Consider the following 13,228-nt stretch of genomic DNA (forward strand, 5'->3'; position numbering starts at 1 on the left):
TGGAACTGCGGGGGCGGTGTCTCCTGCGTGATTCCATAATCACGCAGGATGCCTTAAGACGCGGCCTCGATCCAGTTGACGCCGGCCGTTTCGTGATAAAAACCGTTGCACACCTCGCGGTCGGCGAGCAGCGGTTTCAGGCGCTGATGGGCCTCGGCGGGCTCAATGGCGCCGTCCAGCAGGCCGCGGTAGACCTGGGCCACGGCCACCATGTCCATCGGCTCGGCGGCCAGCCGCAGGCGCCTGACCTCGGCCTTGAGGAGGGCCGGCACCTCGTCGACCAGCACCTGCAGGCCCACCGACAGGGTCTGCACCCCGTTGACGCGCAGGATCGGCTGGTCGTCGATGGTCTTGACGTACATGCCCTCGGGGTCGTTGCCGCAGACGAACTGGCAGGCGTCGCGGCTCAGGCCCTGGGCCCGGGCGGTGTAGCAGCGGGCCGAGATGGCCAGCGGCACATGGCCGAAGGCCTGCACCTCGACCTCGGCACCCCCCGCCCGCGCCGCGCCGGAGAGGGTGGCGATGGCCTCCGCCCCCAGCTCCCAGGGCAGGCAGACCACCTCGGCGCCATTGGCGACCAGCACCTTGAGGGTGCTTTCGTTGTAGGTGTTGACGAACGGCCCGACCCGGTGCGGCCGGCCCTTCAGGTGTTTGAGGGCCCCGGCCTCGGCCGCCTCGACCGGGCCCGGGGTGGCGCACACCTCCGACAGGGCGGCCCGCTCCTTGGGGCCGACCGGCAGGGCCAAGGTGGCCTGGACCACCGTCTTGCCGGCCTTTTCAAGCATCTCGGCGGCCTTGGCGTTGGCCTCGCGGACCAGCGGCAGGCGGCGCTCGCAGATCACCTCGCCCAGCACCACCTCGTCGACCGGGCTTTCCTCGGCAATGCGGCGGTAGTAGTCGAGCCGGGTCTCGGTCGGCCAGTGGTAGAGCAGGGGGCCGAGAACAAGGCGGCGGTCGGCGGTCATGGGGTCTCTCGAACGGCCAGGGGGAGGGGGGAAGGGGCCTGGAGGCGTCAGCGCCAATCGCGGCGGTAGACGCCCTGGGTGCGCTTCAGGCCTTCCATGAAGGCGGTGGCCTTGTCGTCGCTGGGGGTGGCGGCGCCGCTGGCCAGCGAGTCGATGCTCTGGCGCAGGCTGCCGACCACGGCCTGGACGTAGGCCTTGCCGCGCTGACGGCCCTCCACCTTCAGCGCCGCGACGCCGGCCTCGGCCAGCTCGCCCAGGATCGGCGTGGCGTCCAGGCTGGCCGGGTCCTCGAAGAGGTACATCTCCTCGCCGTTGACCACGTAGCGGCCCTTGCACAGGGTGGGATAGCCGGCGTCCTCGTCGGCCTCGAAGCGGTTGATGGTGTAGTCGCCCAGCTTGGAGATCAGCACGTCGTCCTGCTGCACGTAGCGCACCGAGGAGGCCGGCGAGCAGGCGCCGTCCTTGTTGGGCGAGCAGCCGGTGACATAGGCCGACAGCGAGCAGCGCCCCTCGGCCATCACGCACAGGCCGCCGAAGACGAAGACCTCGGTCTCGACCGGCGCGACGGCGGCGGTGATGTCGCGGATCTCCTCCAGCGAGAAGACCCGGGGCAGGACCACCCGCTGCACCCCGAAGGTCTCGGCGTAGTAGGCCACCGCCTCCGGGTTGGAGGCCGAGGCCTGGACCGACAGGTGCAGGCGCAGGTCGGGATGCTTCTCGGCCACGTAGGCGGCCAGCCCGATGTCGGCCACGATGATGGCGTGGGCCCCGATGCGGGCCACCGTGTCCACCGCGTCGTGCCACAGCTTCTCGTGCCCGGCGACGGGGTAGGTGTTGACCGCCACCATGGGGTTGACACCCTTGGCCTTGCACAGGGCGACCGCTTCCTCGGCCTCGGCGGCGGTGAAGTTGAGGCCCGGGAAGTTGCGCGCGTTGGTGCGGTCGCGGAAGCCGAAGTAGATGGCGTCGGCCCCCGCCTCGGCGGCGGTTTTGAGCGCCGTCATGGTGCCGGCCGGGCAGACCAGCTCCATCTTGCGCGGCGTCTTGCCGGTGGTCGGGCCGGTGTCGGGGCCGGTGGGCTCGGTGTCGTTGGCCGGGGGGGCGGTGGGGGCGAGGGACATGGTGATGGCGTTCCCCTTGGGGCAAGGGGGCGGGGCGCCCCCTTATGGTCGAACGGTCAGGCGCCCGAGGCCTGCGAGGCGGGGCGTCGGCGGGGGCTGGACTTCAGCACCTGATCGACGTCCTCGCGCAGCCGGTTGGCGGCCTTTTCCAGGCGGTTGAGACGCCCGGACAGGGGCGCCAGAAGGGCTTCCTGGACCCGGGAGGCATCGGCCGAGGCGGCGTCGATCAGCCCTTCCAGGGCCTGACCCAGACGGCGCCCCAGGTCACCCGGCAGCGGGGCGGCCATGGCGGCCAACTCGCCCGAGGTCAACTCGGCCTCTTCCAGGCCGTAGCGGAAGGCCATGGACAGCGAGGTGTCGCCCTCCATGATCAGGCTGCGCGAGAAGAAGCTGGCGTCGCCGTCGTGGCCCTGGGCGTGGGTCAGCTCGAGCAGCACCGAGGTCGGGGCGCGCACGCGGGCCTCGGCCTCCACCGGGTGGCGGGTGTCGATCAGGTCGATCGACAGCGCGGTCTGCCCGTCGCTGCCGGTGCCGACATAGAACAGTGTGCCATAGGGCAGGTCGGTGGGCATCACGGCGACGCGACCGGTCAGCCCGGCCAGCCGGCCGGCCAGACGGGGCGCCAGATCGCGGGCCACGTTGTCGAGCAGCGGTCGGGCGGCCCGGCGGGCCAGCGCGAAGGGCAGCGGCTTGAGCACGATGCCGAGAATCAGAAAGGGGGAGAACGGCGGGGGCGTTCCCTGGGACATGGAGGACCTCCAGCTATAAGCCGAGAGGAAGACTGATACTGGGAAAGGGACCGAGTCTTCAAGGGTATTCCAGTCGCCCACCGGGTCAATTTCGGAACCGTTCCAGGTCGGGCAGGGGCAATCCGGGCGCCTGATCGACGATGGCCATGGCTTCCACGTGGGCGGTCCAGGGAAACTGATCAATCGGCAGCACCGTGCGCACCCGGTGGCCGCCGTCGACCAGCCGGGCCAGATCGCGGGCCAGGGTGGCCGGGTTGCAGGACACGGCGAGCAGGCGGAGGGGCCGCCGCGCCGCCTCGGCCAGGGCTTCGGCCTGGGCCAGGGCGCCGGCCCGCGGCGGATCGAAGACCAGGCCCGCCAGACCGGCCAACTCGGCCCCGGCCAGTGGGCGCCGGAACAGGTCGCGGGCCTCGGTGGTGACGGCCAGTCCGGCCCGCCCGGCGGCGCCGGCCAGGGCCTTCAGTGGCGCCGCCTCGGCCTCCACCGCGTGCACCGCGCGGCCGGCGGCGGCCAGCGGCAGGGTCAGGGTGCCAAGGCCGGCGAAGAGATCGGCCAGCCGGCCGTCCAGCGGGGCCAGGGCGGCCACCGCCAGCCCGCCGAGCAGCGCCGCCCCCTCGGCCGAGGGCTGAAGAAAGCTGCCCGGCGGCAGCCCCACCGGCACCCCGCCCAGCTCGATCCACGGGGCGTGGTCGGCCACCGGCTCCAGGCCCTCGGGGCTGTTCACGGCCAGCCGGCCCAGCCGCTGGGTTTCAGCGAAGGCAGCCAGCTCCTGACGGGCCTTGAGGTCGGGCGGGGCGGCCAGATCGATCAGCACCTCCGGCCCCGGGTTGGCCCGTTGCAGGCGCACGCCGCCGGCGCGGAAAGTGGTCAGCCCGGCCAGCAATTCGGCCAGCGGCCCGAGCAGGCGGTCGAGGTCGGGGTGCAGGGCCGGGCAGTGCCCGACGGCGATCACGTCATGGCTGGCCGCCGCCTGGAAGCCCAGCACCACCCCCTTGCCGATGCGCTTGCCGCTCAGGCTGGCCCGCTGGCGTCGCCCCGGCGGCACGGCCAGGGGGGCGGCGACCAGCGCCGGGTCGAGGCCGGCCCGGGTCAGGGCGGTGGCGACCAGACGGCGCTTCTCGGTTTGCACCGCCGCCGGCGCCAGGTGTTGCAGGGTGCAGCCGCCGCAGCCCCCCGGATGGGCCAGCGGACAGGGCGGGGCGACGCGATCCGCACTGGCCTCCAGCACCGCCTCGAGCCGCCCCACCCGACCGTCGCCGCGCCGCGCCCCGGGGCGCACCGAGACCCGCTCGCCGGGCAGGGCGCCGGCCACGTACAGCGGCGCGTCGCCCAACCGGGCGAGGCCGTCGCCGCGGGCCCCCAGCGAGTCGATGATGACGTCGATCGCCGCCGACTCGGTGGCGACTCGGCGTTTCGGCGAGCCAGCGGCGGCGCCCCGGGGGCGGGGGCGGCGGCTCATCGTCGACTCTTCCGGTTACGGCGCCCCGGGCAACTCGCCGGAGACACGCAAGGACCCACTAGATGTTCCACGCTTGAAGCCTCAATCAATGAAGATTCCGTGTAAGCCATTCGGTCAGCTTGATTCCCGAACGGCGCGGGTGTGGAAGAAGGCGTCGCGCCATGTTCCATATCGGGAGGCCCACGCGCCGTGTTTCCGGAACTCCAGGATCTGATCCCCGCCAACGGCGGCCGCACCGCCCTGGCCGACCAGGGGGCGCTGGGCGCTGCCCAGCCGGCGGTCGGTCCGGCCAGCCGGGCCCGGGCCCACCTGATGGAGCGCCCGGCCGGACCCTATCAGCCGGCCTTCTCGTTGCGCAACTCGGTGGCCACCCTGCCGCCGCGCTGGCACCGCATCGTCCAGGACCTGGACATCGCCCTGCAACCCATCGTCGGCGCCCACGGCGGCCAGACCCAGGGCTTCGAGGCGCTGATCCGGGGCTTCACCGCCTGCGGCTTCGACGACCCGCACGGCCTGCTCGACGCCGCCGCCATGGACGGCATCCTGCCCGAACTGGAAGTGGCGCTGTACGAGAAGTCGCTGGCCAAGTTCGCCACCGTGCCCGGGGCGGTCGACCTCAAGCTGTTCCTGAACATGGACTGCCGCACCCTGGGCCAGCTCTCGGTGGTCGACAACCAGCGCCTGAGCCGGGGCATCGACGTGCTGCTGCGCCGCGCCGGCCTGAGCCACGACAACCTGGTGCTGGAAATCTCCGAGCGCCTGCCGCTGACCTCGACCGAGCAGGCCCGCGCCGCCGTCAAGCACCTGCGCCGCGCCGTCGGCCGGCTGGCCCTGGACGACTTCGGGGCCGGCTTCTCCGACCTGCGGCTGATGTACTTCGCCGAGCCCGACTACATCAAGATCGACCGCTTCTTCATCGACGAGCTGGGCTCGGACGCGCGCAAGAAGATGTTCGTCGGCCACATGGTGAACATGGCCCACCTGATGGGCGTCAAGGTGATCGGCGAGGGGGTGGAGACCGACAAGCAGTTCCACGTCTGCCGCGAGCTGGGCTGCGACTTCATTCAGGGCTATCTGGTCCAGCCGCCGCAGGTGCGCATCGAGGCCCTGTCGCTGAGCTACCAGCGGGTCGCCGAGCTGGTCGGCTCGGACCGCCGGCAGGCCCCGGAAGGCGACCAGAGGCTGATCGCCGCGCAGATCGAGCAGTTGACCCCGATCATCTACGGCGAGGACATGGCCCGCGTGTTCGAGCGCTTCCGGGCCGACAAGTCGGCCACCTTCTTCCCCGTGGTCGACAGCCTGAACGAGCCCATGGGCATCGTGCGCGAGCGCGACCTGAAGGAATACACCTACTCGCTGTACGGCAAGGACCTGCTGTCCAACAAGACCCTGGGCCGCAAGCTGAAGGACTTCATCTGGAGCTGCCCGGTGGCCGACATCTCGGCCACCGCCGAGCGGGTGCTGGAGGTCTTCTCGGCCGACGAGACGTCGCTCGGCATCATCATGGTGCGCGACGGCAAGTACGAGGGCTTCCTGTCGGCCCGCTCGCTGCTGCGCGTCATCAACGACAAGAACCTGGCCCTGGCGCGCGACCAGAACCCGCTGACCAAGCTGCCCGGCAACCACCTGATCAACACCTATCTGACCGAGGCGCTGGACCGCAAGGGCACCGAGCACACGGTGGCCTACATCGACTTCGACAACTTCAAGCCGTTCAACGACGCCTACGGCTTCCGCCAGGGCGACCGGGCGATCACCCTGTTCGCCGAGCTGATGCGCAAGAACCTGCCGGGCGATGTCTGCTTCCTCGGCCACGTCGGCGGCGACGACTTCTTCGCCGCCTTCCGGGGCATGAGCTTCCTTGAGGCACAGGGGCGGGTGCGCCACCTGATCGAACGCTTCCGGCGCGACGTGGAAAGCTTCTACGACGAGGAAACCCGCCAGCGCGGCTACATCGACGCCAAGGACCGCGAGGGCCAGATGCGCCGCTTCCCGCTGCTTTCGGCCAGCGCCGCGCTGATCGAGATCCCGGCCGGCCACGCCCCGGCCAGCCTGGACGACATCGCCAGCGTCATCGCCGACCTGAAGAAGGCGGCCAAGCAGTCGCCGGACCGTCTGGCCGCCGCCTCGGTGATGCCCGGGTTGCGCCAGAACGTCTGAGCGGCGGGGCGGGCGGGCTTGACCGGCGTCGTGTCAGGGCCGACCTTGTCGGGGTGCCCGCCGGGTCGTTCCGGCTTACCCTCCGCCGCAGGCTGCCCTTGCTTCCCTTGCACGACGACAACCCGACGCGCCTTCGGCCCTGGGTCACCTGGGGCCTGATCGGCGCCTGCGTGGCCATCTTCCTGTGGCAGTCCACCCTGCCGCCGGGGCTGGAGTTCCGCTATGTGCTGGCCCTGGGGGCGATCCCCTCGGTGATCGTCGGCAGCAACCACCTGCCGCCCGAGCTGGTCCTGTTGCCGGCCTGGGCGACGCCGCTCAGCGCCGCCTTCCTGCACGGCAACACCATGCACCTGATCGGCAACATGCTGTACCTGTGGGTGTTCGGCAACAACGTCGAGGACAGCATGGGGCATGGCCGCTTCGTCGTCTTCTACGCCCTGTGCGGGGTGGCGGCGGGGTTGGCCCACACGGCGCTGGACGTCGACAGCACGGTGCCGATGATCGGCGCCAGCGGGGCCGTCTCCGGCGTGCTGGGGGCCTACATTCTGCTCTATCCCCGGGCCCGGGTGCTGTTCTGGGCCGGTTTTCTGGTCCTGCGCCTGCCGGCGGTGGTGGTGCTGGGGGTGTGGTTCCTGATGCAGTTCGCCGGCCTCGGGGCCAGTGTCGAGGGCGGTGGTGTGGCCTATGGGGCCCATCTTGGCGGCTTTGTCGCCGGGATGGTGCTGATCGGGCTGTTCAAGTCGTCCCGGGTGCCGTTCTTCGCCGGCCGCTCGGCGGGGCCGGCGCCGCTGCCCGGGGCGACCCGGCGGCGCAGCAGCATTCCGGTTTCCGGGCGCCGGTGGCGCTTCTGAGGGCCGTCTACTCGGCGGCGTGTCCGGAGGCCGCCTATTCGGCGGCGTATCCGAGGGCCGCCTATTCGGCGGCGTGTCCGAGGGCCGCCTACCCGGCGGCGGGCGGCGGCGCACCGTCCCCGCCCGGCTCGGCGGCCGGCCGGAAGGCCACCACCCGGTCGCGACCGCCGGTCTTGGCCTGATAGAGCGCCTGATCGGCGGCGGCGATCACCTCGTCGGCGGTGGTGGCGTCGCCGGGGAAGTGGGCCAGGCCGATGCTGGCGGTCAGGTCCAGTTGCACCGCCTGATCGAGCACGAAGGGGCGCTCGTTGATGGCCGCGCGCACCCGCTCGGCGATGTCCAGGCCTTCCGGGCCCTCGGTCTCGACCAGCAGCAGGATGAACTCCTCGCCGCCGTAGCGGGCCAGTCTGTCGGTGCCACGGGCCTCGCGGGCCAGGCGGTCGGCGGCCCGGGCCAGCACATGGTCGCCGGCCGGGTGGCCGTGCCGGTCGTTGACCTGCTTGAAGTGGTCGAGATCGATCATCAGCAGGACGAAGCTCCGGCCGTAGCGCCGGCAGCGGGCGATCTCCTGATCGAGCAGGGGCATGAAGGCGCGGCGGTTGAGCAGCCCGGTCAGGGCATCGCGCGCGGCCAGATGGGCCAGCGAGCGCCGGTTGTCCTCCAGCTCCGTCTCGATGCGCCCGACCCGGCGGTGGAAGAAGGCCATCAGGCCGAGCCCGATGAGCAGCGCCCCGCCGCCCGAGCCGTACACCAGGCGGTCGGCGAGATTCTTGTCCTCGGTCACGTCGAGCACCGGGATCATCTCGCCGACGGTGCGCCCCGGGGCGTCGAGCAGGGGCAGGAACAGGGCCCGGAGGTGACGCCCGCCGTGGTCGAGCACCAGGCCGTCGCCGAGGGTGACGTCATCCGGGCTGAGCAGCCCCTGGCCCCGCGCCGCCAGCGCCTCGGCGATGGTCGGGGCCAGGCCGGCGGTGGTGTCGAGGCTGAGGATGGCGTCGGGAAAGGCGGTCCACTCGGGGGTGCGGCCGAGCATCCGCATCCCGGTTTCCCAGTCGGTGCGGTTGAGCAGGGCCTTGTCGATGGCGACCAGCAACTGCGCCCCGGTCAGTTGGCGGATTTCGTCGAGCAGGCTCTCGATTTCCATCCCCACCTCGACATAGCCAAGGCGCCGGTTCTGCTCGGCGGGGTCGTACCACGGCATGACCAGACGCAGGGTGAAGGTGCCCAGCGGCCCCAACTCCAGGCCATGGGCGATGCCCCCGGTGCGCTCCGCCTCCAGGGCGGTGAAGCGGTCGATGCGGTCGCCGAAACGGTCCGGCTGGTGGACCCGAAGCAGGCATTCGCGGTCGGGCAGCAGGAAGTAGAAATGGGTGATCTGGTGGCGGCTGCGCAGCTCGTGGAAGAGCGGCGCGGCGCGCGCCAGCAGGGCCGCCCGGTCGCCCGCCTCAAGACCGTCGCGCAGGACCTCGTCGCGGCTGATCGCCTGGATCGCCGTGCCCAGCTTGTCGACCGCCTGATCGATGCCGGTGGCATACAGGCCGGCGGTCAGGCGCAGGGTGGTGCGGGCCTCGTCCTCGATGTGGGCGGTGACGTGGCTGTTGGTCTGATGGGTGAACAGGCCGATCAGCACCACCACCGCCAGACCCAAGGGGACCAGGAAGGCGACCTTCAGACGCACCGGCCGAGTGCTGCCGGCGGCGGCGAGGGGGCAGGCGTCGTCACGCGCGTCGTTGGTGTTGGTGGTGGCGGCGGTGGGGGCCGGGTCGGCGGTGTCGGTGGGCATGGGAAAACCGCTCCGCAAGGACTGTGACCGGCGGCTCGCGTCGGCGGCCACGGCGCGGAGCAGGCTGGGAAGGTCCCCATCATAAGAGCCGCGACGGCGGCGCGGAAGGGGATTGCGCCTCTTGACCGGGGGCGGGAAAGCGGCTTGGCTCGCCGGATCGTTCCTTCTCCCGCGTCAAGGGCTTGCCCCCACCCCATGGACCCCCGTCAGTTGTTCTCCGGCCCCATCCGCGTCGGCCAGCCGCGTGAAACCCGCCGCCACAAAGGCTTGAGTCGGGCCTGGATTCGCTGCCCCTCCGGGCGCCGCCTCGACCTGCTCGACCCGGCGCCGACCGATGTGGAGATCGGCGACATCGCGCTGGCCCTGAGCCGCATCTGCCGCTGGGCCGGCATGACCCGCACCCGCTACGGCTTCTCGGTGGCCCAGCACTCGGTGCTGGTGCTCGACCTGATGGACTGGATGCTGCGCGAGGACGGCGACCTTCGGGCCCTGGCCGCCCACTCCAAGCTGGGGGTGCGCGGCTGGCGGCTGGCCGGCCTGCTGCACGACGGCGCCGAGGCCTACCTGGGCGGCGATCTGGCCAGCCCGGCCAAGGCCCACCTGGAGGCCGACGGCTACAAGGCCATGGAGGACCGCCTGCAACGGGCGATCAACCTGCGCTTCGCCCTGCCGGCCACCCTGCCGGGGCGCCTCAAGACCCTGATCAAGGCGGCCGACCGGGCCAGCGCCTATGCCGAAAGCGTGCTCATCGCCGGTTTCAGCCGGGCCGAGGCCGACCCGCTGTTCGGCATCCGCACGCCGCTGGCCGAGGGGGCCAGCCTCGATCCGCTGCCCCCGGAAGCGGCGGAAAGCCTGTTCCTTCAGCGTTTCGCCGAACTCGACCCCGGATCGCGCGCCGCTTGACCGGGGGGCGGGGCGGGATTATCTGAGGCCATTCCCCGCAAGATCGCCGCCATCCGAGGCTCCCATGGCCCTGCTGCCCATCATCGTTGCCCCCGATCCCCGCCTGAAACTGGTCGCCAAGCCGGTGGCAGAGGTGGACGACGCGGTGCGCCAGCGCCTGTCCGACATGCTGGAAACCATGTACGACGCTCCGGGCGTCGGTCTCGCCGCCCCGCAGGTGGGCGACTCGCGGCGCATGCTGGTCATCGACGTCGCCGGCCAGGACGAGGAGCCACGGCCGCTGAAGATCATCAACCCGGAGATCGTCTGGGAAAGCGAGCAGACCAAGAGCTTCGACGAAGGCTGCCTGTCGCTGCCCGAGCAGTACGCCGGGGTGGAGCGGCCGGCCGAGGTCACCGTGCGCTACCTGGACGAGAACGGCGAGCGCCAGGAGCTGACCGCCGACGGCCTGCTGGCGGTGGCCATCCAGCACGAGATCGACCATCTGGACGGCGTGCTGTTCGTCGACCACGTCTCCAGCCTGCGCCGCAACCTGATCCTGCGCAAGCTGACCAAGCTGAAGCGCCAGAAGGAAAAGGCGGCCGGGTAGAGAAAACCCCCGAACGCGCCGGCCCGAGCGAGCCAGAACGGATCGAGGCGACGATTTGCGGCCGGTTCAGGCGCCCAGAGGCATGCGGCGTGGGTCACGACGCCTGCCACATGGGCCAGAGCCGCCGCGCCCCGCTCAGAAATCGGTGCAGCGGCCTTTCTGTTCCCAGTCGCCGTAGCGGGTCGGCTCGGGGCCCTTGGGGCCGCCGATCTCGCGGCCGGCCGGGGGCTGCCCGGTCGGCTCGTCAGCGGCCGTCTGCTCAGTTTCCACCAACTCGGTGGCCGGCGTCTCGGGCTCGGCCTTGGGGGTCTCGTCGTCGCTCATCGTGGGGTCCGGTTGAGGGTCCTCACCGGGGGGCGTGCGCCCCCCGGCGATCAAGGTGTCGGGTCGGCTTCAGGTGGCCGGGCGGTTGTCGATCAGGTCGTCGACCACGCCGGGGTCGGCCAGGGTCGAGGTGTCGCCCAGGGCGCCGAAGTCGTTCTCGGCGATCTTGCGCAGGATGCGGCGCATGATCTTGCCGGAGCGGGTCTTGGGCAGGCCGGGGGCCCACTGGATGACATCGGGCGAGGCGATCGGGCCGATCTCCTTACGCACCCACTGCACCAGCTCCTTGCGCAACTCCTCGGTCGGCTCCTCGCCGGCGACCAGGGTGACGTAGGCATAGATGCCCTGCCCCTTGATGTCGTGCGGGTAGCCGACCACGGCGGCCTCGGCGACCTTGGAGTGGGCGACCAGGGCGCTTTCCACCTCGGCCGTGCCCATGCGGTGGCCGGAGACGTTGATCACGTCATCGACCCGGCCGGTGATCCAGTAGTAGCCGTCGGCGTCGCGCCGGCAGCCGTCGCCGGTGAAGTACAGGCCCTTGTAGGTGCTGAAGTAGGTCTGCTCGAAGCGGGCGTGGTCGCCGTAGACGGTGCGCATCTGGCCGGGCCAGCTTTCGGCGATGCACAGGTTGCCCTCGCAGGCGCCTTCCAGCGGCCCGCCCTCGCTGTCGACGATCAGCGGCTTGACCCCGAAGAAGGGCCGCGTCGCCGAGCCGGGCTTCAAGTCGGTCGCCCCGGGCAGCGGGGTGATCAGGATGCCGCCGGTCTCGGTCTGCCACCAGGTGTCGACGATCGGGCAGCGGTGCTCGCCGACCACCCGGTGGTACCATTCCCAGGCTTCCGGATTGATCGGCTCGCCGACCGAGCCGAGCAGCCTGAGGCTGGCCCGCGAGGTTTTCTTCACCGGCTCCTCGCCGTCGCGCATCAGGGCGCGGATGGCGGTCGGCGCGGTGTAGAAGATCGACACCTTGTGCTTGTCGCAGACTTCCCAGAAGCGGCTGGTGGTCGGGTAGTTGGGCACGCCCTCGAACATCAGGGTGACGGCGCCATTGGCCAGCGGCCCGTAGACGATGTAGCTGTGCCCGGTCACCCAGCCGACGTCGGCGGTGCACCAGTAGACCTCGCCGTCCTTGTAGTCGAAGACGTACTGGTGGGTCATCGAGGTGTAGACCATGTAGCCGCCGGTCGAGTGCAGCACGCCCTTGGGCTTGCCGGTCGAGCCCGAGGTGTAGAGGATGAACAGCGGGTCCTCGGCGTTCATCTCCTCGGGCTCGCAGGTCTCGGGCTGGCCCTCGACCGCCTCGTGGTACCACACGTCGCGGCCGTCCTTCATCGCCACGTCGCCGCCGGTGCGCCGGACCACCAACACCGTGCTGACCGAGGGGCAGGTCTCCAGCGCCTTGTCGGTGTTGGCCTTCAGCGGCACCTTGCGGCCGCCGCGCAGGCCCTCGTCGGCGGTGATGACGGCACAGCACTCGCTGTCCTGGATGCGGCCCGCCAGGCTGTCCGGCGAGAAGCCGCCGAAGACCACCGAGTGGATGGCGCCGATGCGCGCGCAGGCCAGCATGGCCACCGCCGCCTCGGGGATCATCGGCATGTAGATGCACACCCGATCGCCCTTCTTCACCCCCTTGGCGCGCAGCGCGTTGGCCAGCTTGCAGGTGCGGATGTAGAGGTCGCGGTAGGTGATGTGGGCATCGTCCGCCGGGTCGTCGCCCTCCCAGATGATGGCGGTCTGATCGCCCCGCGTCTCAAGGTGCCGGTCGAGGCAGTTGACCGAGGCATTCAGCGTGCCGTCGTGGAACCACTTGATGGACACCCCGGGGACCGTGAAGGTGACGTCCTTGACCTGGGTGAAGGGCTTCATCCAGTCGATGCGTTTACCGTGCTCGGCCCAGAAGCCTTCCGGGTCGGAGACCGACTTCTCGTACATCTCCAGGTACTTGGCATTGTCTACCCAGGCGGCCTTGGCGGTTTCCTCGCTCACGGGGTAGAGGTGGGTCTCGGACATCTGGCATCTCTCCTGTCGGTCTTTTCATTGAAGTCCACGACCGCCCCGCCGGGGCGGGCCGCGGGGGTGCGGCGGGAGGGACCAAGGCGGTGCACGCGACACCACCGACGCCGGCCCGCAGGCGGGCGGCGGCGGCGCGGTCGGGCGCGGGGGATCGGGGGTCGGCCTCCCTTATTGATTATTGGGCCGCATGGTAGGGGATCGCCGGCCTCAAGTCACCCCCGGGAAGGGCGCCGGCCGGTGGCTCAGGTGTCTGTTCTGGAAAGGATCATCGAGAACGAGCGGGCCGCTCCCCGTGGTTCCATCAGGCGCCA

At 70.9% G+C, this 13,228-nt stretch carries 11 protein-coding genes; 4 read left to right on the forward strand and 7 right to left on the reverse strand.

Features of this window, described 5'->3' with window-relative positions; genetic code table 11:
• Positions 1-53: 53 nt before the first annotated feature.
• The 4 genes from ubiV to BLR95_RS07800 form a co-directional block, all read right to left on the reverse strand.
• Positions 54-965 (reverse strand): ubiquinone anaerobic biosynthesis protein UbiV, encoded by a 912-nt coding sequence (gene ubiV, locus BLR95_RS07785; protein WP_092617926.1) that lies wholly within the window; start codon positions 963-965, stop codon positions 54-56.
• A 47-nt stretch (positions 966-1,012) separates the two neighbouring features.
• Positions 1,013-1,996, reverse strand: coding sequence for a ubiquinone anaerobic biosynthesis protein UbiU (gene ubiU / locus BLR95_RS07790; RefSeq protein WP_092618345.1), 984 nt, complete (start codon positions 1,994-1,996; stop codon positions 1,013-1,015).
• A 146-nt stretch (positions 1,997-2,142) separates the two neighbouring features.
• Entirely contained in the window at positions 2,143-2,835 is a 693-nt protein-coding gene (locus tag BLR95_RS07795) for a hypothetical protein (protein ID WP_092617929.1), read from the reverse strand.
• A gap of 85 nt (positions 2,836-2,920) precedes the next feature.
• Positions 2,921-4,294 (reverse strand): class I SAM-dependent RNA methyltransferase, encoded by a 1,374-nt coding sequence (locus tag BLR95_RS07800; RefSeq protein ID WP_092617932.1) that lies wholly within the window; start codon positions 4,292-4,294, stop codon positions 2,921-2,923.
• A 189-nt stretch (positions 4,295-4,483) separates the two neighbouring features.
• On the opposite strand from BLR95_RS07800, the gene BLR95_RS07805 reads away from it, so the two are divergent.
• Positions 4,484-6,454: a bifunctional diguanylate cyclase/phosphodiesterase gene (locus tag BLR95_RS07805; protein WP_245689356.1), complete on the forward strand. Its 1,971-nt coding sequence runs from the start codon at positions 4,484-4,486 to the stop codon at positions 6,452-6,454.
• 107 nt (positions 6,455-6,561) lie between these two features.
• Positions 6,562-7,305, forward strand: a complete 744-nt coding sequence (locus BLR95_RS07810) for a rhomboid family intramembrane serine protease (protein WP_245689358.1) — start codon at positions 6,562-6,564, stop codon at positions 7,303-7,305.
• Between the two features lie 88 nt (positions 7,306-7,393).
• Here BLR95_RS07810 and BLR95_RS07815 read toward each other — a convergent pair whose 3' ends face one another.
• Positions 7,394-9,088 (reverse strand): sensor domain-containing diguanylate cyclase, encoded by a 1,695-nt coding sequence (locus tag BLR95_RS07815; protein ID WP_092617938.1) that lies wholly within the window; start codon positions 9,086-9,088, stop codon positions 7,394-7,396.
• Positions 9,089-9,283: 195 nt separating this feature from the next.
• Between BLR95_RS07815 and BLR95_RS07820 the strand changes: the two genes are divergently transcribed.
• Positions 9,284-9,991, forward strand: coding sequence for an HD domain-containing protein (locus tag BLR95_RS07820; RefSeq protein WP_218119513.1), 708 nt, complete (start codon positions 9,284-9,286; stop codon positions 9,989-9,991).
• A gap of 64 nt (positions 9,992-10,055) precedes the next feature.
• Entirely contained in the window at positions 10,056-10,580 is a 525-nt protein-coding gene (gene def / locus BLR95_RS07825; protein ID WP_092617941.1) for a peptide deformylase, read from the forward strand.
• Positions 10,581-10,715: 135 nt separating this feature from the next.
• Here the strand turns inward: def and BLR95_RS07830 are convergent, their stop codons facing one another.
• Complete coding sequence (locus BLR95_RS07830; protein WP_245689360.1) at positions 10,716-10,904, reverse strand: DUF1674 domain-containing protein; 189 nt, start codon at positions 10,902-10,904, stop codon at positions 10,716-10,718.
• A 69-nt stretch (positions 10,905-10,973) separates the two neighbouring features.
• Positions 10,974-12,914 carry an acetate--CoA ligase gene (gene acs / locus BLR95_RS07835; protein ID WP_092617944.1) on the reverse strand — a complete coding sequence of 647 codons (1,941 nt, stop codon included), beginning with the start codon at positions 12,912-12,914 and terminating at the stop codon, positions 10,974-10,976.
• Positions 12,915-13,228 lie beyond the last annotated feature (314 nt).

Origin of the sequence: Roseospirillum parvum (assembly GCF_900100455.1) — a bacterium.
Taxonomy (GTDB): Bacteria; Pseudomonadota; Alphaproteobacteria; order Rhodospirillales; family Rhodospirillaceae; genus Roseospirillum; species Roseospirillum parvum.